The sequence below is a fragment of the Synechocystis sp. IPPAS B-1465 genome, from assembly GCF_003015225.1.
Taxonomy (GTDB): Bacteria; Cyanobacteriota; Cyanobacteriia; order Cyanobacteriales; family Microcystaceae; genus Synechocystis.
Map to the genome: position 1 here is coordinate 61,648 of NZ_CP028094.1, position 23,092 is coordinate 84,739.

At 48.2% G+C, this 23,092-nt stretch carries 24 protein-coding genes; 10 read left to right on the forward strand and 14 right to left on the reverse strand.

The genetic code is table 11. The features are described from left to right. The first annotated feature begins 186 nt into the window (after nucleotides 1-186). From C7I86_RS00260 to C7I86_RS00275, 4 genes are all read left to right on the forward strand, one after another. Nucleotides 187-1,944: a hypothetical protein gene (locus C7I86_RS00260; protein WP_010871257.1), complete on the forward strand. Its 1,758-nt coding sequence runs from the start codon at nucleotides 187-189 to the stop codon at nucleotides 1,942-1,944. Between the two features lie 41 nt (nucleotides 1,945-1,985). Next, complete coding sequence (locus C7I86_RS00265; RefSeq protein WP_020861347.1) at nucleotides 1,986-2,714, forward strand: class I SAM-dependent methyltransferase; 729 nt, start codon at nucleotides 1,986-1,988, stop codon at nucleotides 2,712-2,714. Between the two features lie 31 nt (nucleotides 2,715-2,745). Further along, nucleotides 2,746-3,267 (forward strand): DinB family protein, encoded by a 522-nt coding sequence (locus C7I86_RS00270; protein WP_010871259.1) that lies wholly within the window; start codon nucleotides 2,746-2,748, stop codon nucleotides 3,265-3,267. A gap of 72 nt (nucleotides 3,268-3,339) precedes the next feature. Beyond that, complete coding sequence (locus tag C7I86_RS00275; RefSeq protein ID WP_010871260.1) at nucleotides 3,340-4,101, forward strand: class I SAM-dependent methyltransferase; 762 nt, start codon at nucleotides 3,340-3,342, stop codon at nucleotides 4,099-4,101. A gap of 78 nt (nucleotides 4,102-4,179) precedes the next feature. Here C7I86_RS00275 and C7I86_RS00280 read toward each other — a convergent pair whose 3' ends face one another. After that, entirely contained in the window at nucleotides 4,180-5,886 is a 1,707-nt protein-coding gene (locus tag C7I86_RS00280) for a metallophosphoesterase (RefSeq protein ID WP_010871261.1), read from the reverse strand. Nucleotides 5,887-5,958: 72 nt separating this feature from the next. Here C7I86_RS00280 and C7I86_RS00285 point away from each other — a divergent pair, with 72 nt between their 5' ends. Continuing rightward, nucleotides 5,959-6,714, forward strand: coding sequence for a WecB/TagA/CpsF family glycosyltransferase (locus C7I86_RS00285; protein WP_010871262.1), 756 nt, complete (start codon nucleotides 5,959-5,961; stop codon nucleotides 6,712-6,714). 38 nt (nucleotides 6,715-6,752) lie between these two features. Here C7I86_RS00285 and tsaB read toward each other — a convergent pair whose 3' ends face one another. Next, nucleotides 6,753-7,412: a tRNA (adenosine(37)-N6)-threonylcarbamoyltransferase complex dimerization subunit type 1 TsaB gene (gene tsaB, locus C7I86_RS00290; RefSeq protein WP_010871263.1), complete on the reverse strand. Its 660-nt coding sequence runs from the start codon at nucleotides 7,410-7,412 to the stop codon at nucleotides 6,753-6,755. Nucleotides 7,413-7,636: 224 nt separating this feature from the next. Here tsaB and C7I86_RS00295 point away from each other — a divergent pair, with 224 nt between their 5' ends. Continuing rightward, nucleotides 7,637-8,338 (forward strand): SGNH/GDSL hydrolase family protein, encoded by a 702-nt coding sequence (locus tag C7I86_RS00295; RefSeq protein ID WP_010871264.1) that lies wholly within the window; start codon nucleotides 7,637-7,639, stop codon nucleotides 8,336-8,338. A 30-nt stretch (nucleotides 8,339-8,368) separates the two neighbouring features. On the opposite strand, the gene C7I86_RS00300 is transcribed toward C7I86_RS00295, so the two are convergent. The 4 genes from C7I86_RS00300 to C7I86_RS00315 are packed head-to-tail and all read right to left on the reverse strand — an operon-like array spanning nucleotide 8,369 to nucleotide 12,582. After that, a complete protein-coding gene (locus C7I86_RS00300; protein WP_010871265.1) occupies nucleotides 8,369-8,746 on the reverse strand; it encodes a hypothetical protein in 378 nt (125 codons plus the stop codon). A gap of 26 nt (nucleotides 8,747-8,772) precedes the next feature. Next, a complete protein-coding gene (locus C7I86_RS00305; RefSeq protein ID WP_010871266.1) occupies nucleotides 8,773-9,288 on the reverse strand; it encodes a hypothetical protein in 516 nt (171 codons plus the stop codon). Between the two features lie 8 nt (nucleotides 9,289-9,296). Beyond that, a complete protein-coding gene (locus C7I86_RS00310; protein ID WP_010871267.1) occupies nucleotides 9,297-12,395 on the reverse strand; it encodes a UPF0182 family protein in 3,099 nt (1,032 codons plus the stop codon). Further along, complete coding sequence (locus tag C7I86_RS00315; RefSeq protein ID WP_010871268.1) at nucleotides 12,331-12,582, reverse strand: hypothetical protein; 252 nt, start codon at nucleotides 12,580-12,582, stop codon at nucleotides 12,331-12,333. Before C7I86_RS00315 ends, C7I86_RS00310 begins: the two co-directional genes overlap by 65 nt. 268 nt (nucleotides 12,583-12,850) lie before the next feature. Here C7I86_RS00315 and C7I86_RS00320 point away from each other — a divergent pair, with 268 nt between their 5' ends. Then, complete coding sequence (locus C7I86_RS00320) at nucleotides 12,851-13,138, forward strand: PepSY domain-containing protein (protein ID WP_010871269.1); 288 nt, start codon at nucleotides 12,851-12,853, stop codon at nucleotides 13,136-13,138. A 209-nt stretch (nucleotides 13,139-13,347) separates the two neighbouring features. Further along, nucleotides 13,348-14,157, forward strand: a complete 810-nt coding sequence (locus C7I86_RS00325; RefSeq protein WP_010871270.1) for an A24 family peptidase — start codon at nucleotides 13,348-13,350, stop codon at nucleotides 14,155-14,157. A 150-nt stretch (nucleotides 14,158-14,307) separates the two neighbouring features. On the opposite strand, the gene C7I86_RS00330 is transcribed toward C7I86_RS00325, so the two are convergent. The 6 genes from C7I86_RS00330 to purL form a co-directional block, all read right to left on the reverse strand. After that, a complete protein-coding gene (locus tag C7I86_RS00330) occupies nucleotides 14,308-14,853 on the reverse strand; it encodes a nucleoside monophosphate kinase (protein ID WP_010871271.1) in 546 nt (181 codons plus the stop codon). Between the two features lie 79 nt (nucleotides 14,854-14,932). Beyond that, complete coding sequence (gene dapB, locus C7I86_RS00335; RefSeq protein ID WP_010871272.1) at nucleotides 14,933-15,760, reverse strand: 4-hydroxy-tetrahydrodipicolinate reductase; 828 nt, start codon at nucleotides 15,758-15,760, stop codon at nucleotides 14,933-14,935. 86 nt (nucleotides 15,761-15,846) lie between these two features. Continuing rightward, nucleotides 15,847-16,179, reverse strand: coding sequence for a co-chaperone YbbN (locus C7I86_RS00340; protein ID WP_041425898.1), 333 nt, complete (start codon nucleotides 16,177-16,179; stop codon nucleotides 15,847-15,849). Between the two features lie 153 nt (nucleotides 16,180-16,332). Next, entirely contained in the window at nucleotides 16,333-16,599 is a 267-nt protein-coding gene (locus C7I86_RS00345) for a DUF2442 domain-containing protein (RefSeq protein WP_020861351.1), read from the reverse strand. Then, the gene (locus C7I86_RS00350; RefSeq protein WP_020861352.1) at nucleotides 16,559-16,798 is read right to left on the reverse strand and encodes a DUF4160 domain-containing protein; all 240 of its coding nucleotides are present in this window, start codon (nucleotides 16,796-16,798) and stop codon (nucleotides 16,559-16,561) included. Before C7I86_RS00350 ends, C7I86_RS00345 begins: the two co-directional genes overlap by 41 nt. A gap of 21 nt (nucleotides 16,799-16,819) precedes the next feature. Then, nucleotides 16,820-19,153: a phosphoribosylformylglycinamidine synthase subunit PurL gene (gene purL, locus C7I86_RS00355; protein WP_010871274.1), complete on the reverse strand. Its 2,334-nt coding sequence runs from the start codon at nucleotides 19,151-19,153 to the stop codon at nucleotides 16,820-16,822. Nucleotides 19,154-19,290: 137 nt separating this feature from the next. Here purL and C7I86_RS00360 point away from each other — a divergent pair, with 137 nt between their 5' ends. Beyond that, nucleotides 19,291-20,043 (forward strand): hypothetical protein, encoded by a 753-nt coding sequence (locus tag C7I86_RS00360; RefSeq protein ID WP_010871275.1) that lies wholly within the window; start codon nucleotides 19,291-19,293, stop codon nucleotides 20,041-20,043. Nucleotides 20,044-20,048: 5 nt separating this feature from the next. Here C7I86_RS00360 and C7I86_RS00365 read toward each other — a convergent pair whose 3' ends face one another. Both C7I86_RS00365 and C7I86_RS00370 read right to left on the reverse strand, forming a co-directional pair. After that, on the reverse strand, nucleotides 20,049-20,612 hold the full coding sequence (locus C7I86_RS00365) for an NUDIX hydrolase (RefSeq protein ID WP_010871276.1): 564 nt from the start codon (nucleotides 20,610-20,612) through the stop codon (nucleotides 20,049-20,051). 31 nt (nucleotides 20,613-20,643) lie between these two features. Continuing rightward, nucleotides 20,644-22,206 carry an efflux RND transporter periplasmic adaptor subunit gene (locus tag C7I86_RS00370; RefSeq protein WP_010871277.1) on the reverse strand — a complete coding sequence of 521 codons (1,563 nt, stop codon included), beginning with the start codon at nucleotides 22,204-22,206 and terminating at the stop codon, nucleotides 20,644-20,646. A gap of 268 nt (nucleotides 22,207-22,474) precedes the next feature. Here C7I86_RS00370 and gmk point away from each other — a divergent pair, with 268 nt between their 5' ends. After that, a complete protein-coding gene (gene gmk, locus C7I86_RS00375; protein WP_010871278.1) occupies nucleotides 22,475-23,050 on the forward strand; it encodes a guanylate kinase in 576 nt (191 codons plus the stop codon). Nucleotides 23,051-23,092: the final 42 nt, after the last annotated feature.

Here is a 23,092-nt window from a genome sequence, read left to right on the forward strand (position 1 = left end):
GATTTATTTGACAACTGAAAGCTGTTTCCAATCAGAATTATTTGCTTAATTAAGAAGCTGATTGAAATTACTTACCCTCACTGCTATCGGTGCTTTACTGAGCAAATGGGGGATTAATTAGGATTTGACTAACAACTGATTGACTTAATTTTTTGCTTTTTCCTGCCCCACTTCGCCGTCACTGCCATGATTAATTTTTTCTCTACCCATATCGATCGCCTGGGGGATTGGTATCCCCAACTGTACCGGGAACTCAAAAGCCGTTTCACTGCTACTAAGGTCCGTTGGTTGCTGTTGGTTAGCGTAATTTTCCAGGGTGTGATGGTATTTTTTCGCACCGGAGAAATTCCCGTACTGTATCCCCTCAACCCCGCTGGCGAGCAATTTAGTCGCTACTGTCTGGGCACCCCACCGGATTGGGAATATAGCCGAGGCATTTTTGTTTGCACCCAGGATTTATTGGGACAACTACAAATTAATTGGCGGCTTTGGTGGCTGGATGGCTTCGCTTTTTTGAGCTTGGCCGGGCTGGCTTTATTGCTGGTGGCGGGGGTTTATTTGCTGGTGGCCGATTTACAAAAGGAATGTCAACGGGGCACTTTAAATTTTATTCGCCTTAGTCCCCAGGGCGAGGGCAATTTCATCTGGGGCAAAATGCTGGGGGTGCCTAGTTTGCTGTATGGATTTTTGCTCACCCTTTTGCCTCTCCATATAGTCGCCGCTGGGGGGGCGGGCATTTCCTTGCTTCTATTGGCGGGTTACTACGCGGTGGTGCTGGCTGGAGCAACCTTCTTTTTCCACATTGCCCTCTGGATTGGTTTAAGCAGTAATGCAAAAAGTTATTCCCTTTCTAAAAGCGCGGCGATCGCCGGTTTGTGTGGGGTGGGGACGCTGATTGCAACGACCTTAATTATGCAAGACAACGACTGGGAGCCATTTTTCCTGTCTTGGTTGTCTCTGTTTTACCCCGGTAAAGCCCTAATTTATTTAGTCCGCTCCACCTTTTTGCCCATAACCACCGTTGGTTACCTCGGCCCCAATGAACTAGACCAATTGCGCTGGTATGGTTGGGATTTATTTCGGTCGGCTCCCCTGGGTATGGGGTTTATGGTGGCTAATTTCGCCGTGGGGACCTATTGGATTGCCCAAGTATTACGCCGTCGCTTCCGTCGTCCCCTCAGCACTGCCTGGAGCAAAGTTCAAAGCGTGGGGGTAACCCTGTCCCTAGTGGCGATCGCCAATGGCTTTTTACTGCAGAGCTACGTAAAAGGTGATTATCTGGATTCACTGTTGTTGAACCTGGCCAGTTGGCAATTGACCCTTTGTTGCTTCTTTTTGGGTTTGACCCTGGCCCTGTGCCCCCAAATTAACTATTTACGGGATTGGAGTCGCTATCGCCACGAAGCCCCCCGGCAGTACCGCACCTGGAGCTGGCAAAATCTAGTTGCTGACCATAGTCCTCCCCAAGGGGCGATCGCCATTAATCTTTGCTGCACCGCCCTTTTAACCTTGCCCATGGTGTTATTGTTGCCCTGGCTAGCACCAGCACCGGCGGGGTTTCCCATTCCCCTCGGCGGCATAGTGGTGGCCTTGACCATGGGTTTGTTGTGGAATTTTACTTTTGCTACCTTGGTCCAGTGGAGTCTGCTGCGGATGCGTTTTCCCCGTCTCCTGGTATTAATTTTGTCTGTGGTGGTGATGGTGGTTCTTCCCTTGGCGATCGCCATCGGCGCGGGAATTAAGGAAAGCACCGTGATGTGGTTTAGTCCGCTGCCGTCCATTGCCCTGGTGGAAGGAATTAGCTTTCAAACGCCCCTCTTTTTTCTAACGATTCTCACCCAAACAGTGGTAATTGCGGCCAGCACCTGGCAGTTTAATCGCTACGTTCAACGTCTCGGGCGATCGGAAAGCCAGCAATATCTTGCCCCGGTTCAGCCAGAGTGAGAAATGGCAAATTCCCTATCCCCGCATTTTCCGCCATCACCATGACCACACCCCTTGAAAAAAAGTCAACCATTGAAGACATCCGTTCCCGTTTTGATAAAGATGTGGCCCGTTTTTCTTCCCTCGAAACTGGCCAGGCGACAACCATTGATGCTCCCCTAGCGATGTCCCTAATTACCGAGGCGGCTATCTCCTGCACTAAGAATATTCGCCACGTACTAGATATTGGCTGTGGTGCTGGTAACAACACCCTTCGATTGCGTCAATCTGCCAACTATGATTTCAATGTTGACCTACTTGATCTAAGCGCACCCATGCTGATGAAAGCGGCGGAACGGGTCCAGCAATTAAATAGGGGTTTAGTCCGTACCATACAGGGGGATTTTCGCTCAGTAAGCCTGCCAAACTCCACCTACGATGTGCTCATTGCAGCGGCCGTGTTGCACCATTTACGGGATGACGAAGACTGGCGACAAGCTTTTCAGAAAATTTACAATTTACTTGCCCCCGGTGGTAGCGTTTGGATCACCGATTTAGTTTCCCATGAGCAACCCGCCGTCCAAGCAATGATGTGGGACCGGTACGGCGACTATTTGGTCTCCCTTGGTGGTGCGGAATATCGGGACAAGGTGTTCGGCTACATTGACCGTGAAGATTCTCCCCGACCCGTTACTTACCAGCTTGATTTGCTCCGTTCCGTTGGCTTTGATGCGGTTGATCTTCTGCATAAAAACTCTTGCTTTGCTGCATTTGGTGCGGTGAAGCATTGATAAATTTATTTCATCAAAAGAATCAATTAATATGCAAACAAAAAATTATTTCGAGCTAATGGCCCAATACAACCAATGGGTCAATGGGAAAATTTATGGGGTCTGTGCCGAAATTCCCGATGGTATGCGAAAAAAAGATTTAGGTGCTTTTTTTAAATCAATCCATGGAACCTTAAATCATATTTTGTATGGAGACAAAGCATGGCTGGGCAGATTTACAGAACAATCTTTGACATCAAAAAGTATTGGCCAGGAACTTTACCAAGACTTTGAAGCGCTATGGGCCGAGAGAAGGGCAATGGACCAAGAAATTTTACACTGGTCCCAGAACTTATCATCCCCATGGTTAGAAGCTCCTTTTGAATACACCAGCAACATAGACAACAAAACTCGCATCATGCCCACCTGGGTGCTGGTCACCCATATGTTTAATCATCAAACCCACCACCGTGGCCAAGTAACAACCCTGATCAAGCAACTTGGCTATGAACCTGGCATAGTGGACTTACCTTGGTTACCTGACCTTGAGCTAAACACTGGTAATGGGCTCTAATCGATAGCGACAAGTACTAGGCTGAAAGGTACTTTTTCTGGCATTAAATTAATTGGGGGCACAGCTCACGAAATGAATCAGGAAAAATTATTGGCCCTGATGATGGATTTGCACCAGGATGGAGCACGCCAAGGGCCAGGAAGCGAAACCGAAACTCTACGAGCCCTCGAACTAACTCGAATTGATCCGTTGGCAAAACTTCAGGTCGCTGACATCGGTTGTGGTACTGGAGCATCGACTTTGGTTTTAGCAAGTAAACTGCAAAATGCACAAATTACTGCCATTGATATTTTTCCAGAATTTCTTGATGTTTTGTCCACAAGAGCAAAGGTAATGGGTTACTCCGAAAAAATCGAGACACTTACAGAATCAATGGACAAACTTTCGTTTGCAGATGAATCGTTGGACCTCATCTGGTCTGAGGGAGCGATCTATAATTTAGGCTTTGCTCAGGGGATTGAGTGCTGGAAGCCCATGCTAAAAACGGGTGGTGTGCTTGCGGTTTCAGAAATCACCTGGCTGAATCCCCTTCCCCCGGAGGAAATTAGACAACACTGGAACACGGAATACCCCGAAATCGCCACTGCTTCTGAGAAAATTGCAATTCTTGAGCACGGAGGCTACGACCTAATTGGATATTTCATTCTTCCATCAACAAACTGGCTAGACAGTTACTATACGCCAGTTGAAGAGCGAATACATGACTTCCTTAAGCGCCATAGGGGAGACCTAGAAGCAGAGGAACTAATAAAAATGGAACGCCGAGAAATGGATCTATACAGCCGATTTAAAAATTGGTTCAGTTATGGGTTTTATGTGGCCCGCAAACGATGAGTTATGGCGACAGATATGTATGTCATTGATTAGCAAAATTGATTACAATGCTAAAAAAATAAACAGGACGTGCTGGATTTATTTTAGTTGAAATTGGTCAAATAAAACTATATTGTTATTATCTGCACTGCTGTCAAAATAGTAGCTTTTGATCACTGCATTATCTTCATCGGTTTCCAGTACACTAAAAACAGTAATTTTATTGCTGGCAATGTAGGGTAATGGTTTGCCATCGGAATTGAGCAAAGGCGCAATGGTGGGAGTAATGGGCGATAAGCCATTGGGATTGCCCACGGGGAAGTCGTTGTTAGGATCAATAAAATCCGGTAGGGAGCGGGGATTATCAGCTAAATGGGCGCCATAACTGTTACCGACATTGGATGTTTCTAAAAAGTGCATTCCTCCAGGACTAACAAAACGATTCCAAAGATGGGAATGGCCATAAAAAACTAGCTGAACTCCGGCATTTTCTAGTAGGGGAATTAGGTGCTTAATAATCTGATCTTCCCCCTTGGGGTAATGGTAACGGCGATGCACCATAACACCATCAGGGGTGTATTCTTCGTAGGCCTGGGGATCGGTATAGGGCGGAGTAACATTACCTCCTAAACTATGGGGAGGATGGTGGAACATCACAATTTTGTACCGAGCTTGGCGGAATTCTTCCCCAGCCAATTCCTGCTTCAGCCATTCATACTGCCTGCTACCGGGGGTAATGGGTTCAAAAATATGCTGACCATGGCCCCAATTTTCCGGTTTATGTAACTGCTGACTGCTTTCTTGGTAACGCCCTGCAGTGCTTGAATCCTGTTGCGGCGTGCGCGAAGCGTGCCCTGGGCAACGCCAAACATTGGTGACCATTAAGGAAATGAGACGAATATTGCCAAAAGTAACGGCGTAGTACTGTTTTTGTGGAGCTGGGCTGGGGGGTAAGGAAAAAATTTCTTGATAGGTTTGGAAGTTAAAGGAATTGTTTTCAATCCATTGGGCGGCTTGGTCTGGGTCGTATTCCTGCTCAGCAAAATCCTGCCGCTCAAAGTATTCTTCTTCGGCGATCGCCTGGGGTCGAGCGTCTTTAAACTGCAAATGCAACGCCTTGCTGGGGGAATTGCGCCCCATTACTTCATGGTTGCCAATGCAGGGAAAGAGGGGAGTGGATTGTAACACTTGCGCTCCCTGATAGATTTTCCCCCCCAACGTTACTGAAGCCCGCCCCTGCAGCACTGGAAAAAAGGATCTACCCCGGCGATCGTCAAACCATTCCGAAGCCCGATCTGGTACGTTGACCATATCCCCTGCGTGGAACACCCCGTCAAAGTCACCATAAACGGCGATCGCCTGTTGGATATTGGCCGCCACCATGGGCATTAACTGATGGTCGGAGGTGAGCAAAATTTTTAAGGGCTGGTCTGGAGGGGGACTAGGTTGCAGGGAAAAAATATCGCTCTGGTGTATGCGTTGGCTCTCCTGGCTAAAAACTTGATAGGGCAAAGTCTCCCCAGCTCTTAAGCCAGTTATCACCGCTTGATGTCGCCAAATGGGTCGGAGAGAAAGCTTGTCATAGGTTTGGAAGGTGTAGGACCATTCATCTTCCCTGGTGCGGGTCAACTGTTGAGTGTCGGCCCCGGTGCGATGCTCCAGGTCTTTGCCCCACTGCACCCAGTGCTTGTCCCCGGCAAATTCGGTAAACCAAACGACTTCAACGCTGTCAGGGGTGGGAAGTTGTAAAAAAGGATCACTCAACATAACCAGGAAATGCATTAATAACAAACTAGTGACAATCATCCCCTGCCCTCGGTTTTATTGCTCCGACAATGGCAAAATTAAACCACCCAGACATCCACTTTGGCTTTTGCTGTGACCATTTCCCGCACCATTATCAGCACGAGAATTGACTGCACAGACTATGGACAAGCCACAGCCACCATCATTAATTTAGCTAAAGCGGCGATCGCCAGTTATGTGGTAGCGGCCAATGTCCATGTGGTAATGAGTGCCTATGGCAATAAAAGTTATCAAGAAATTATTAATCAAGCTGTGTTGGTCACCCCCGATGGTATGCCATTGGTGTGGGGATTAAAATTGCTCGGTTACCCGCAGGCCACCAGAGTTTATGGCCCGGATTTGATGCTAACAATTTGTCAGCGGGCCGCGGCGGAAAACCTTGGTATTTATCTTTATGGTGGCACAGAAGATTGTTTGCAGCAACTTAAAGTTAACCTAATTAAACGGTTTCCTAAACTGAAGATTGTTGGCGCTGATTCTCCCCCTTTTCGCCCACTAGAACCTGAGGAAGAAAAAAACGCCTTGGCCAAAATTAAGCAGTCCGGCGCTGGTATCCTTTTTGTTGGTTTAGGTTGTCCTAAGCAGGAAATTTGGATGGCTAATCATTACCAAAAAATAGATCTAGTCATGGTGGGGGTGGGAGCCGCTTTTAATTTCCACAGTGGTTTGGTGTCTCAAGCTCCCCGTTGGTTAATGGCCATGGGATTGGAATGGCTCTACCGTTTGCGCATGGAACCGAAGCGATTATGGCGCAGATATTTAATTAACAACCCCGCTTTTATTGTTCTATTTACTTGGCAATGGTTAACAAATAAAACAACTTTATAAACTATTTTATCCCTAATGTTTTAGCAGTAAAAAGTAAGTTAATTTGCCACAGGGTCGGTGGGACTCATGCCATAAAAAGGTTGGGCCGCTGACCAGTGGGGTCGATCGCCAAGGAGCCAATGTTGCCAAGCGAGGGTGAGGAGTTGGGGGGCAGTGATACCGAGCTGATCTGGGGTAGCGTGAATCTGTTTTACCCCTTTATCCGCCATAAGTTGTTGCCAATCCTCCGGTAACCAAAGGCGATCGCCGTCTAGGGTAATTAGTTTTTCCCCGACTATTTGATAGAGCGCCCCATAAAAATAACCCCTGGTTGCGGGCATAGTGACAGCCAATAATTCGCCATCGCCACAGGTTTTAACCAAAGATTGGGCAAAACAAGCCAGGGTAGAAATGGTAAATAGGGGAATTTGTAATTGCTGGGCCAAGGTACGGGCGGTGACCATGCCAATGCGGACACTGGTAAAGCTACCAGGGCCCTGGGCTACGGCCAGATAATCTAACTCAGACCACTGTTGGCTAGGCAAAAAATCCCCTAAACAATTGTGTAATTGATTGAGTAATTCCCGATCCAAGGGCCAAGTTTGCTGGGCCACTGGATTTTCTCCCCGTTGTAGAGCTAAACCTAGCTGGCCGGTGGCGGTGTGGATGGCCAAGCCCAAACTATGATCGGCCAGGGAAAGGGGAGGAGGTACGGTCATTACCAATAGGTTTAAGTATCGTTGCTTACTGCAACCTTTAGTTTATCGGGGATAGGATGGGGCAAATGCGCCGCAATTATCTAATTTTTTGCCCCAATTTGGCGATCGCCGGGGGGCAAATGTGTATAAATGCTTACGTCAACCTGTAGAATCTCAGTTAAGATCTCGTTACAATCCATCCCATTGGTTTTGATTTTACCCGCCCGACCCTAGGACATCATCCCATGCAAACGATTTCCCCTGCGTCGACCCTTACCCAAACTCCCCGTTTTGACCACCCCCTGAAAGTGTTGGCCATGGGGGACAGCCTTGTCTACGGTTACGGAGATCCCATTGGTGGCGGTTGGGCAGAACGGCTACGGCGATTTTGGATGGAAGAAAATGGCCCCGTACTCTATAACCTCGGTATCCGTGGCGATCGGGTAGCCCAAGTTAGTGAACGTCTGGAGCAAGAATTTCGCCTGCGGGGAGAAATCCGCAACAAAGTCCCCGATTTGCTGATTCTCTCTGTGGGGGTAAACGACTCCCCCCGGTTGGGTCGGCCTGATGGACGGTGTTTCACCGATGAAATTCTCTTTCAAAAACAGGTGGAGCAGCTATTGGACAGCGCCCGTCAACTTTGCCCGGTGCTTTTTGTCGGTATGGTGCCCGTCAACGAAGCTCCCATGCCTTTCCTTGATTGTTTTTACTTTAACCACGCTGACCAACATCGTTTCAAAACTATTACCCAACAGGCCTGCGGCGATCGCCAAATTCCCTACCTAGATATCTTTGAAATTTGGCAACAGCGGGGCCAAGCATGGATTAACGATCATCTCATGGCCGATGGACTCCATCCTAACGTGGCGGGCTACAAAGCGCTCTTGGATGACATCAACCACTGGCAACCCCTAAAGGAACTAACCAGCAAGGTATCTCAACCCTAGTTGTTGGTAACTTCGGCAAGATTTTCCTTGTCAGTTTTTTTCTAGAAATTCACCAAAGATCTGGGCTAGATACTGAACCTGTGTTTCTAGTTCTTTCACCCGGTCTTCCAGGGATTGCGGTACGGGCAAACTCTTAATTTTAGGTAACAAACTATCCCATCCTTTTGCTTTTATGCCATAGGTCTTATTGTAAGCACTGTAAGTATTACGATAATTGCCAAAATGTTTAATTAGAAATTCTTTGTTAACTTCCTTTTCTTGATCTAAAAATTGCGTAGTCTTTCGATTAACAATCTCTTGTAAACGCTCATAAAGAACAGCGGTAGCCCCCAGAAGCTTGGCGGTATTTTTAGTGTCTTGTTGATCTATTTCGTCAAGTTGGTCTAGTAATTTGCTAAATTTAGACATAGTTTTTTAGATTTTTTTAAGAGGGTTTAACCTGAATCTCTACCAATGGAAGATGGTTTTGTGTCCATTTGAGGTTTATCAGGATCAGATTTGGGGGAAGTATCAATTAATCCCATATCGGGCGGCTCATCGAAAAAGACTGAATTGACAAATGTCCACAATATATGAAATTTGCCAAACCAACTTCTGCTTTCTTTAACTTTGAATGCCGCCAATTCTATTTCTGTTTGAATATTCTTTAATTCAGCCTTAATTTTATCTCTTTCAATGATCATTTTTTGTTTTTCTACAATAGAATTCTGCACTTCTATTTTTATTTGATCTAATTCTGCTTGCAGCCTATTTTTTTCCTCCTCTTGAATCTCTATTGAGCTATTTAGCTCGCTAATCTGACTTCTATAGCGACTATTCCAACTCTGAAGACTTCCTCTTGACCTACGAATTGACTTGAGAGTACCTACCGCTATTTGCAAATTTTCATCATCTGGATAAATTTTTGCAAGATCATAAAGTTCTTTAACTTTTTGTTCTATTCGATCCATAATTACCTCTAATTCAACTCACTATTAAGGTCATTGACAGTGTCATCCAGAGGACGAACAATTGCGTTTCTTCCGGTCGGATTAGGATCAAAAATTGCCTCTATGGCTTCATTTAAGCTTTCTGCCATGGCAATTTGATTACCATAAACCACCACAACCCGAGCGAGGGTGGGCAAACTATTTTTCTCAGCTTCCAGATAAATTGGTTCCACATAAAGTAAGGATTCTTCAATGGGAATTACCAGCAAATTACCCTGAATGGCCCGGGAGCCCCGGCGGTTCCAAAGACTAATCCGTTCGGAAATTACTGGATCTTGGTTCACCAAAGCTTCAATTTGCTCTGGGCCATAAACCAGTCGTTCCTTGGGTAAGGTGTAGAGCAACAATTTGCCATAATTTTGTTCATCACAGCGGGCAAAGAGTAGGGCAATCAGGTTATTGCGGGCATTAGGAGTATAAACTTGGGAAAGAACAAATTCCTCTTCTTTGGCATCAATCCCTGCCAATTTCATAATTAGGTAATACGGGGCAATGGGTTGTTGCTCATCGGCATAGGTTTCCTGGGGAATACGCCATTGGTCTTCCCGGTTATAAAATACATCAATATCTTCCATGTGATAGGTCAACAATCGCTCCGATTGGGTACTAAACATATCCACTGGATAACGAATATGACTTTTTAAAGTAGAGGGCATGGAACTAAAAGGTAAAAACAGTTCGGGAAATATTTTCTGCCAAGCATTAATTAGCGGATCTTGCTTATCAATAGTGAAAAAACGCACATCACCATTGTAGGCATCCACTAAAATTTTGACTGAATTACGAATGTAATTGAAATTACGCCCCGGTTGGTTAGCATCTCCTTCCCCCGGATCGGAATAGGGATAGGAATTGCTGGTGGTATAGGCATCGATCAGCCAATAAAGAGTGGAATGTTCTTCCCCTTTTACTTTGGCTGTCACCAGGTAAGGATCGCGGTCAAAACGCAAAAAGGGAGCAATGTGGCGGATGCGATGGTTAATATTGCGGCGAAATAAAACTCTGGTATCAGGCTTAAAGTTCTCAGTGAATAGCATTTGCCAATCCCGCAAATAAACGGCAAATAATAATTTTCTGATGGGAGAATTTAAAAAAATGCCACCCCGCCCGTCATAAAAGTTGTAAACATTGGCCTCTCCACTGGGAAAATCCAGTTCAGGAATGGCGGTGTTGGTCATGATGTAGTTATCAGTGATTTCACCAAAATAAATGCGGGGTTTACCAATGGGAATACTAGTGCGGATCAACTCACTAGAGGTACGTAGAGCGCCTGCGTTTTCGTCAGTGCCAATATCTTTGACAAAGTAATAGGGCAATCCACCTTGGTCCACTAGGTTAACGGGGGAAAGGGTGAAGCCGTAGCCGTGGGTATAGACCAAATGTTTGTTCACCCAGGTTTGGGCCTTTTCTGGTACAGCGGTGTAGTCCAATTCCCTGGGGGCAATGAGGGTTTGTTGTTTGGCGGTGCTAATGGTTTGCGTGTCGTCTTTTTGCACCCGGATAGTGTAGCGGTCCAGGTCAGCATCAGAGAACTTATAGTAAAGGCGAATTTGTTGTAGTTGTCGATTAGTTTTCAGTAGGGGAATGGGATCCCAGAGGCGAATGTTATTTAGGGTGAGTCGGTTTCTCTCTAGGCTAGCGGGGGTGAGTTGGCCACGGCCGGTGAGGGTAGCTGGCTGAATGATTTGTAGGTTAAAAGCCTCTCTAGTGGCGGCGATGTTGCGGGCGAGATAGGGTCTTTCCCTGGTGAGTTGATTGGGTTGCACTACTAACAGTTCGATCGCCCAACCCCCCAAATTTTGCAGAAGCAGAATTAACAAGTAAACAGCCACTGGCAACCAGAGGCCAATTATGGGTAACTGTCCCCGCCGCTGGGGAGCACCTGTTCCTTTTGCCCTAGGCCAACCCTTAACGCTTAACCACCCCAACCAAATGGCGATCGCCATGCTGAAAATCGCCAGCCCAGTTTCTACGGGTAAACGCCAATGAATGTCGGTGTAGTTGGCCCCATAGACTACGCCATGGTTAGCAAACAAATAATCGTAACGCTTTAACCAATGTTCCACCCCTAGGGTGAGAGCTACTGCGGCTCCCAGAGCACTTATATGTCTCAATTGGGCTGCAGAAAAACCGGGAAATCGTCCCTCCGATAAACTATCAGCGGATTTGAGAATAATTAGAGTTACCCCTAACAAACTGAAGAGGAATAAACCCCGCCACCAACTTTCGAGTAATTGCCAGAGGGGAATCTGGAAAATATAAAAGCTAATATCGTGGTGAAATTGGGGGTCGATGGTATTGAAGGGCTGACTATTAACAGAAAGTAACAGTCGAAACCAGTTACCAGATAGCAGCAGTCCCCAAACTGCACTCAAAATAAAGACCAAGCCCGGTAATAGTCTGGGACCCCGCAACACACCGATGAGGGCTAGCATACCCGCCAAGGCCGTCACCCCCAACTGGCTACCCATGCCACTGAAACTAGTAAACAAAAAATGAAGCCGAAAGGGTTGGGGCACCGCTGGGGTGATATTGGGCAAAGTATAGTCCGGAGTCCACACCTGAATAGTGATGAAAACGTAATACATCACCAGGGATATCAGAATCAGTTGTAGGACAATAATTAGGGGCAGTAGAACGGGTAGTTGCAGGGGACGGGAATGGGCTTTGGGGCCCACCGGGGGAGCGGGCATGGGCAAGTAACGAGAACCGATCGCCACGGGCACTGGTGCATAAACAGCTTGGGCAACGGCCAGGCCTTTCAGTTGGGCCTCCTCTTGGATCAGGCGATTAGTGACTTTAACCTGGAAGACAATAAAGCCCCAGGAAATAAAGCCTGTAATCAGAGCAATGCTCCCTTGCCAGCGCACCCGCTTCCAAAAGACGGACTGGAAGCTTAACTCCTGGAACCAGAGATTTTCCACATAGATGCGGGCAATGACTTCCAAACCCACCAAAGCAATGGCCAGAACAATCGCCCCCTTGACCCACCCTTTCATGGCCCTAACCCCCTTGTTTAGTGGTGAACCATTGGGAAAGTTTTTTGATTCCCCAACTGCTGACGGCACCCAAAATCAGAATACTAATGGCGGGATTGAATAGGGGCAACCAAAGTTTTTGCCAGATTTGATAGCCCAAAGGAATACCAGTGGATTCCCCCACCACAGCGATGGCAAACCAGAAAAAGCCCAGCAGCACCAGGAATACATCGGCAATCAAAATACGATCCAGCCAGGTTAGTAATAAAGTTTTCATACAATTTGCACACAATCCAGATACTCAGGTCGGGGACTGATTTCTGCTCAGCGGTGGGGTCCCCCATTAATACCTATGCCAGGTACTTGTTTCCCATCTTAATCCTTTGGTGGATGACCTCTGTTAACCAATCGTTTGTCCCCAACCATGGCCCGGGGCAGTGGGCGATCGCCAAGCTGTTAACCCCCGGTTTGGTAAATTGACAATAACGCTCTAAGTTGAAAAAACTAATGTCTTGCTCAAACTTTCCTTGGAGAAACTAACCACAATGGATACCATCAAACAAATTAGCTATTTTCTGGCCGGTGTGGTACTGATGGAAATGACCCTCACAGCGGCGATCGCCAGGGCCGATGACCGGGATGTAACGGCCCAGGAAAGACAGAGAATTGTCCAAGCCCTCAATGCCCTGGGCTGTAGTTCCTTTGATGATGCAGAGTACGAAATCGACAAAAGACGGTTTGAAATTGACGACGCGATTTGTGCCGATGGGCGGAAATATGAAATTTATCTAGATGCTAACTATCAGCTGATCAAGAAGGAATTAGAGGACTAACCGCAGTCAATAAGGATAAAATTGGGCTTTTCAAAAGGAAAACGGACTACATTTGTCTTAGAACCTGTTCGTCAAGTCCTATTGCACTCCTTAAATTTAAATTTTCCAATGCCGGGGGACTTTAAGTTTTTTCCCGTCGTCGAAATTAGGGGGAAAAGGGCTTGGCAAACACCACCTTAAACCCTTGACATTCCTTCGCCGAGACCAGCATGGATCCCCTGATTGCCCCCCTTGCTTTCCTACTTGCCATTGCTCTGGGCTGTGCCGTGGGTAGTTTTCTCAACGTGGTGGCCTATCGTTTGCCAGAAGGTTTATCCCTGGTACATCCCCCTTCCCGTTGTCCCCACTGTGGCCACCGACTGGGCCCGAAGGAGAATGTGCCAGTGGTGGGTTGGCTTTGGCTACGGGGTAAATGCCGTTGGTGCCAAACTGCCATTTCTCCCCGCTATCCCTTGGTGGAGGCTGCGACGGGATTCTTATTTGCCCTGACCTGTTGGCGTTTTGGTTGGCAGTGGCAAACCTTCGGCTACTGGATATTAATTAGTTTTTTAATCTCCCTGACTTTAATTGACTGGGACACCATGACCCTGCCCAATAGTTTGACTAAACCGGGATTGGTGCTTGGGCTGTTATTTCATTTACTACTGGGTTGGCAACGTGGCCATTGGATTGTCCCCTTGGTGGAGGCGATCGCCTCGGCGGTATTGGGGCTATGGTTGTTTGATTTGATCCGCATGGGAGGAAGTCTGTTGCTCGGTAGGGAAGGCATGGGGGACGGGGATCCCAAATTGGCATCCATGGTAGGGGCTTGGTTGGGCTGGCCGTCATTACTGTTGACCACCTTCATTGCCTGTTTCATCGGTTCCATCTATGGGGGTTTGAAGTTACTGTTGGGCACATTGCAACGGCGACAGGGTTTTCCCTTTGGCCCCTTTTTGGCGATCGGTGCCCTCATCAGTCTCTTTTGGGGTGAAAAATTGATCACTAGTTACTTAAATTTTGTGACCCCACAATTTTGAGTATTTTGCTGCCCTTGTTATTTTTTCGCAAAGATTGGTAAAAAGTTCCGATCTGCCAAGTTGGGCGAAACAAGATGCCAATATCCCCGGTATTGTTAGAGCTTTAGCCAAAAGATTTAGAGGATAAACAAAGACACTGGAAACCGGCTCCTAAAGCCGAGCCAAAATTAGCTTTGTAACTTGATCAACTTCGGGGTATGCATTCACTGTGAGTAGGTTTTGCTTCGCAGCGTAGTATTCCAATAGGGGAACGGTGTACTCATGAAACTTGCCAATGCGAGTGGTGATGGCTTCAGGATGATCGTCAAACAAAGAACGGTTGAGGGAACGTTCCACCATCGTGGCTTCATCAATTTTCAGGTACAGGGCCCAATCCAGGGGCTGCCCCAGATCTTCGAGTAAAAAGTCCAGTTCTTCTGCTTGGAAAGCGGTGCGAGGATAACCTTCCAAAATCCAACCCTGACCCCCATCTTCCTGCACCAACCTCTGTTGAATAAATTCGATCATCATCGGATCTGGCAACAGATCCCCTCTTTCCACATAGGGTTTAGCCTTGATTCCCAGGGGAGTGGCGTTGGCAATGGCTTCCCGCAGAATACCCCCCATGGAAATCACTGGCAACTTAAGTTCTTGGCTGAGGTTATGGGACTGGGTGCTTTTCCCTGACCCCGGGCCACCGAGCATAACTAATCGCATAGTTAATAGTTAAAGGTTGAGTTTTTGCTGGACTTTATCGATCAATTTCTGATTGAGTGTTAATTTTTACCCTAAGTGACTAGAGTAGTTTTTCCAGACCGTAAACTAAGCCCTTCAGTTCTACCACTTTACGAATGCCTAAAAGTACCCCCGGCATATAGCAAGCCCGGTCGGTGGTGTCGTGACGGATGGTATAAAGTTGCCCTGGGGAACCAAATAGGACTTCTTGATGGGCGATTAGCCCCGGTAAACGAATGCTGTGGATGGGAATTTGCCCTGGCCCTAGTCCTCCCTTAGCTCCCGCAATGGTTTCCTTTTCTTCTACGGCCGGTGGGTTAAATGTTTTGCCCATTTCCGCTAACATTTGGGCGGTTTTAATGGCAGTGCCGCTAGGGGCGTCGGCTTTCTGGTTATGGTGTAATTCGATAATTTCCACGTGGTCAAAGTATTGGCAGGCTTGCACAGCAGCTTGTTGCATCAACAGAACTCCAATGGCAAAGTTAGGGGCAATCAGACAACCTGTACTAGCTTTTTCAGCAAAATCCCCTAGGTCTTGGATTTGTTGCTCACTCAATCCGGTGGTACCCACCACTGGCCGCACCCCATAGGCGATCGCCGAACGAACATTGTCATAAACGCCGCTGGGATGGGTGAAGTCCACCATTACCCCTTGAATTTTTTCCTGGGTGGCCAACACCAACACACTCTGGAGATCAGCTAAGACAGGAACTTCCAGGGGGGCAATGCCCACCACTTCGCCAATGTCTTGACCTTGGAGACTGGGATTATGATCCACTGCCCCCACCAATTGGAGATCGGGGGCTTGGGCTACGGCTTTAATTACTTCCCGGCCCATTTTTCCAGCCGCACCGTTCACTACCACAGGAATTAAATCTTGATTAGCCATAATTGCCCCAGCTTTATCCGAATTGCTCAACTGATTAATCTCTCCATTGTTGGGCAACCGTTAACCCAGGGCAAGCACTGGATGGTTCAGGGAGAGAAAAGGGAAACTGCTATTTGTTCCCGGATGCGATGGAGATCTTCCCTAACCCGAAAATCCTCTAGCCGTTGAATCACCTGACCACGGTTAAAGAGGATCAGAGTGGGAAGATTTTTTAAGCGGTAGGCGTTGGCTAAATGCAGGTTGACATCAGCATTAACCTCCACACAAACGAGTTGCTCTTGCCATTCGCCGTGGAGATGGTTGAGCAGGGGTTTGACAAAGTGACATAGTCCGCACCAGGGAGCGCCAAAGTAAACCAAGATCGGTTTTGGACATTGAAGAACGAGGTTATCAAAGTTGTCTTCGTTAACGGCTAGCATGGGCATGTTTCTAGCGGACTGATCCCTTGTTGTCCATGCTACAACCATTTTCGACCCCAAAGGGAGGACTGATCCCAACTGATCCCCTTGGTTTTGCTAGCCCAGACGACGGGCGATCGCCGTGAAGTGGCCTTTAACAAGCCAGGTAATTAATTAAGATTCAGTACAAACTAGGGGAAAACGTTCAGGATGTTTGATGATGTCCAAGGTCAAATCTACGTCCAGATCGGGCCAATAAAAATGATTGGCGGTTGGCTCAATGACATTGAAAATATGTTTTACCAGAGCGTTTTTAAACCAGGGAAAATCGTCGTAGGACAAAAATAACTCATTGTCCCCAGACAACAACCAAATTCCATGGCTAGAAATATGGGTAATTTCAACAGTTGAAATGTTTTTGCCAAGCGTCTCTAAGCTCATTTTGTCTGGCCTCAATAATCTTTTCGATGGTTTTCAGTTCCGACCGAGATAACTTGTAGTTTTTTGCCAACTCAATTTCAGGTTCAAGCCAAAACTTTGCTTCTCCCTTTTCGCAATAGATATGGACGTGCATTCTTGTTTCTTCACGAGAAAAGAAGAAAAAACGATAGCCCTCCTCTTTAAAAACCGTTGGACTCATGGAGTTTTTCCGTTGCTAGTCTTAGGATTTTAGCCGACGGGCGATCGCCGTTTGCCAAGGTTCTGTCAGAGCGGAAACTGGTAAATCAATCAGAGCGTTATTTTGGGCATCGATAAAAGTCAAGTTGCCCTGTGCTGTACCCACTACTCCCAATTTTTGCCAGGGTAAGGACTGACCAGCTAAATAGTTTTCCCAGGCAGGCTGATGTTCCGGTGCCACCGCTACCACAATGCGACTGGCGGATTCCCCAAACAGCAAGTTATCCAATCTTTGGTCGGAATCAGGTAGATTAATTTCCGCTCCCAACTGACTGGCGATCGCCATTTCTGCCAGGGCTACCGATAAACCCCCTTCCGCACAGTCATGGGCCGCGTTCACCCAACCTTGGGCAATACCATGGCGACAGGCTTTTTGCACTGCTTTTTCCAAATCGAAATCCACCTGGGGCGGCTGACCAGCAACGGTGTGATGGACAACGGCTAAATATTCCGATCCCCCGAGGGTATTGCCGTCATTACTACCCAGTAAGTAAATGCCATTCCCCGAATTGCGCCAACCTTGGCCAACAACTTTATTGATGTTTTCCACCCGTCCCACCATGCCAATAACCGGCGTGGGATAAATGGGTTGGGGTCTACCGTTGGAGTCCAACGTTTCGTTATACAGGCTGACATTGCCCCCCGTCACTGGGGTGTTTAACTGCCGACAACCCTCCGCAATGCCTTCACAGGCCAGGGCCAACTGCCAATAGCCCACTGGATTTTCAGGGCTACCAAAGTTTAAATTATCCGTTACCGCCAGGGGTTCTGCTCCCACACAACTGAGATTTCGAGCCGCTTCTGCCACTGCGGCCTTGGCCCCTTCCAAGGGATTTAAGTAAACGTAACGGGCATTACAATCTGTGGTGGCCGCCACCCCGATCACACATTCCTCTGGTTTGGCATCCAGGGGACGCACCCGCACCACCGCCGCATCGGCCCCACCGGGCACTATGACCGTATTGTTTTGTACTTGATGGTCGTATTGACGGTAAACCCAATGCTTAGAGGCAATGGTGGGACTGTCCAACAGGGTTAATAACACTTCATTCCAGCTTTGCTTTTGCCCTGCAATTTCAATGCCGGCGATCGCCGCTGGAGATAAATCACTTTCCTGCCATTGCCAAGCTTGTTGGGCATAGTCGGGTGCTTGGTCTAGCAACTGACGATGGTAAATGGGAGTGTTATCGGCCAGGGCTGTAGCGGGAATTTCCGCCGCAATCCCTCCTTGGAAAAAGATCCGCACAATGGGATCCGCAATCACCTGCCCCGCCACCACCGCCTGTAAACCCCAACGATGGAAAATATCGATTAATTCCTGTTCCCGCCCCGGTTGAGCCACAAATAACATCCGTTCTTGGGATTCGGATAGGAGATATTCGTAGGGCACCATGCCCGTTTCCCGCACTGGAATTTTATCCAAATCCAACTCAATGCCCACGCCTCCCTTGGCTGCCATTTCCGCCGTGGAACAGGTAATGCCCGCCGCTCCCATGTCCTGGGCCGCCACCACTGCCCCACTTTTAAAGGCTTCCAAGCAAGCTTCAATTAAGGATTTTTCCAGAAAGGGATCCCCCACCTGCACCGCTGGGCGATCGTCCATGGACTGATCCGTTAACTCAGCACTGGCAAAACTGGCTCCCCCCATGCCATCCCGTCCCGTGGTGGAACCGACATATAAAACTGGATTGCCTATCCCAGAAGCCCCAGCTTTGACAATTTCTTCCGTTTCCATCAAACCCAAGGCCATGGCGTTGACGAGGGGATTACCGGAGTAAGCCGGATCAAAGTAGATTTCCCCGCCCACAGTGGGCACACCAACACAATTACCGTAATGACTGATCCCATCCACTACCCCGGTGAAAATACGTCGATTCCTAGCATCGTCCAAATTACCGAACCGTAGGGAATTTAAAATGGCGATCGGCCTCGCTCCCATGGTGAAAATATCCCGCAGAATCCCCCCTACTCCGGTGGCGGCTCCCTGGAATGGCTCCACTGCGGAAGGATGGTTATGGGATTCGATTTTAAACGCCAATCTCAGGCCATCCCCCAAATCTACGACCCCGGCATTTTCCCCAGGCCCCACTAAAATGCGTTCTCCTTCGGTGGGAAAGTTACTCAGTAGGGGACGGGAATTTTTATAACAACAATGTTCTGACCACATGACACCGAACATTCCCAGTTCAGCTTTGTTGGGATGGCGGCCGAGCCGTTGCACAATATCTTCGTATTCTTCGGGTTTGATACCTTCGGCAGCGATTTCGGCGGGAGTAAAGGGGGCGGTCATGGCAAGGAGGGTAAAAGGGTCAGGCATTCCAGGCTCATTTTATCTGACATTGCCTAAAAACAATCCGGTTAGATAGTTCAAGGTAGAATGTGCCTAGTGTCCACCGGGTTTGAAATCTGAGCCCCAACCCGGAATACCTTTTTTAAAACTGACTTTGATCATCCATGGCCGATTCTGCGCTACAACCTCGTCAGCATCCCATTTCTCCCCCCAGTCACCCCAAACAGTTCCGGGCGATCGGGGTGGTATATGGACGCTACTATGCCAGCGAGGAATCCAGTCAACGGGGAATATTGGTGACGGAAACCGGTGACATTGTGGAGTCAGTATTATTAGGAAAAACTTTCAGTTTGTTTAAGCGCCATGTCAACTTGGAAGATCCCCATTTTTGGGTGGTTTATCCCCGACTAAGGGATAAGGATGATCACCTTCATTTTCAGTTAGCGGGATTATGGGAACCGGAAAATCTTGGCCCGGGGCTCACTTCAGCTTCTGAGCCGGCTTCGGACAATTTACCTAGTTTGAAAGTAGATCACCCCTATTTTTCCATTCGGGGGGAAGTGGTATTTGTATCCCAGGCTAGGGAAAATATTGTGATGAAAATTCGCCAATCCCCCAAGCCCCCCAGCAAACGACCCTTATTTTTTAAGGTAAAAATTAGCGGAATTTTAAAAGATGCGGAAGGAGAGATTTGTCGCCGTCCACTCCGGCATTTTTGGGATATTGAAACGACGCTGCAAGGCAATGAATTAGTGTTGGAAAAAGCGACTGATCTGGGGCAGATACAACGGCGGCCTAGCCCAGGCAAATCTGCCATCAAGTCAGCACCCAAACCAAAAACTAGTATGCCCAAGCCTGTCAAAAAAAACACCACGACTCCGTCAAAATCATCCCCCGCCAAACGTCGTTTGTTTTAGTTTCTTTAAAGCAAATGGCGCATCCAGAAGTAACTGGCAATGGACTTTGCGTCGATCATTTCCCCTTTGGCGATCGCCGTTTCAAACTGGTCGAATGTCATTAACGCCACTTCAATGTCTTCGTCTTCATCCTGGGCGGGCGGATTGGGTAATTTTTCCAGATCCGTGGCTAGATAGGCATAAATAATTTCATCGGAGTAGCCCGGAGCCAGGGGAAATTGACCAATGGTTTGCCAGGTATGCCCCCGGTAACCAGCTTCCTCTTCCAATTCCCGTTTAACGGTTTCTGCTGGATTCTCCCCCACTTCTACGGTGCCCGCCGGAAACTCCAACAGCCGCCCCGCCAATGCAAAACGATATTGCCGCACTAGCACCAACTGACCTTCGCTGGTAATGGGCACCACTAGGGCTCCCCCTGGGTGCTGGATCAGTTCCCAGTCCCCCACCACCCCATTGGGCAATTGCCTACGACTAACATCAAAGTTAAATTTACGTCCCCGGTAAAAAAGTTTTTGCTGGAGCACCGGAGCAATTTCCAGAGGATGAGGGGATGAATCTGGGGCAATCATACTAGACAAAAAAGAGAGAGCTAAATAAATTCTAGGGGGTTGGGTTGGCTGAGCCTTCTGTCGGCGCTGGCTGGATGGGGGCCCCGTCTTGCACCCTCAATAATCCCGCCGTGATAACCCTGTCTCCCGGTTCTAACCCGGACAAAATTTGGTAGTTACTGCCCTGGATACTGCCCAGGTTAACGGACTTTTGTTGGGCCACCAGGGCTGCTTCTCCGGTTTGCTCATTTTCCTTGTCCTGGACAACGTAGACAAAGCTTTCCCCTCCAATGCGGGTGACGGCCACGGTGGGAACCACTAGCCCTGTGTCTTGCTGCCAAATGATCCGGGCCTGCACCAACTGACCATTGAGTAGTTTTTGGTTTTCGTTACTGAAAGTGGCTCTGACTAATACACTTTGACCATCGTTGTCCACATCGGGGGAGACAAAACTAATTTGTCCTCTGGCGATCGCCTTTTCTTGACCATCGAGGATTTCTACAACTAGACCGGGGCGTAACCGAGGCGCTTGGGCTAGGGGCACGGCTAAATTCAGATCTAACTGTTGGTTTTCAGTCAAATTGGTTAAATCATCGTTAGCTTGGACGTAATCTCCCAACTTTACGGGAATGTAGCCCACTACCCCAGCAAAAGGGGCGGTAATTTCTGATTTATCGAGGCGGGCCTGGAGAGTTTTCACACTGGCCAAAGCCTGACCTACCCGGGCCCGAGCTTGGGCAATGGTTTCGGGTCGTTCCCCAGCTTGTAAACGGTTTAAATTTTGCCGTTGGGCATCCACTTCCGCCGTTAACCTTTCCACATCGGAGCTACGGGCTTGTCTTAGTTGTTGTAACCGTCGTTGGGCCGCTTCCACATCGGCGATCGCCTGCCGTTCTTCCTTCAACTGTTGGTCATAGGCATCGAGGGAAATCACCCCTTGGTCCCGCAGATTACGAAACCGCCGCACCCGCTCACTGGCCAATTCCGCCGCCGCCTTGGCGGAATCTAATTGAGCTTGGGCCTGGGCAATTTCCTCGGGACTGGCCCCCCCCTGGGCATTGGCTAAACGGGTTTGAGCTTGACGTAACTGGGCCGCCGCCGCCGCAACATCTTCCTGACGACTGCCCGCCTCCAACTCCGCCAATTGGGCCCTGGCCGCCGCTAGATTAGCCTGAGCTTCCAGCAACTGAGTTTGTAGAACATCGTTGTCAATACGAAATAAAACCTGCCCCTGTTCTACCCGTTGCCCTTCCCTAACTAAAATTTCCTCGACCCGCCCATCAATTTCTGAATCAATTTCCATCCCCTTGGGGGCTTCCAACGTTCCCATCAACGTGGTGAAATCCCTCACCTCAGTGGGCTCTAACACTTGCCATTTCACTGGTGCTGGTGGCATTTGACCCATCATGGCCCCTCCGGGAGGGCCGCCGGAACGGGACTGAAACCACCAGTAGCCACCACCTCCTAGCAACAGTAAGGCTCCCACCACTAGCCAGAGTCGTTTGCCTGGTTTGGAGGCTTGGGGAATGGGTTGAAAGGACAAATTCTGTTTACCAATACTTTGTTCCTTTTCCGATTCCGAAGAAGTTTCGTGCAGTACGGGTGGCTCAGTCATGGGTAAGGGGAGACTAAATGGGCTAATCTTTAAGAAAAGTTTACACGGATGTAAATTCCTAGGGTAACGGATCTTTTCCCCGGAGCGCTTCGTTCCTAGGGAGTATTTGAGGATTTTAAGGTTGTGCTTACTAAAAAGTCGAGCCAAACTGAACTTCCACCCAGTATTGCCCAGCTATATTGCTATCTAGCCCCTGTTTTTGCTTGTTAATTCCTTCGGGGGTTACTCATAATTATTCACTTTTGTTATTAAGTAATTGTTAAGCTCCATGGCTCCAGACCAAACTTCAGTAAAAGGACAATTAATTGTGCTAACGGGCCCCAGTGGTGTGGGTAAGGGGACTTTAGTGCAACTGCTGTTGGAGCGCCAACCCCATTGGTTTTTGTCCATTTCCGCCACTACCCGATCGCCAAGGGCTGGGGAAGTAGACGGGCAATCCTACTATTTTCTAACCAAGGAAGAGTTTCAAACTTGGATTGGGGAGGAAAAACTATTGGAATGGGCCGAGTATGCCGGTAACTATTACGGCACTCCCCGGCAACCAGTGGAAGAACAGATTGCCCAGGGCAAAACCGTGTTGCTGGAAATTGAAGTGCTGGGGGCCAGGCAAATTAAACAAACTTTTCCCTCTGCCCGACGGATTTTTATTTTGCCCCCCTCTGTGGAGGTGTTAGAAGAACGGTTACGGGGCCGGGGTTCGGACAGTGAAACGGCGATCGCCAAAAGATTGGCCCAGGCCCAGCAAGAATTGCAAGCGGCGGCGGAATTTGATTACCAAGTGGTGAACGATGACCTAGACCAGGCTTTGCACCGCTTAGTGAAGTTAATTGGGGAGGAGGAGTAGCCCCGGGATTAAAATACGCCCACTGCCACCCCAACCCTGTAA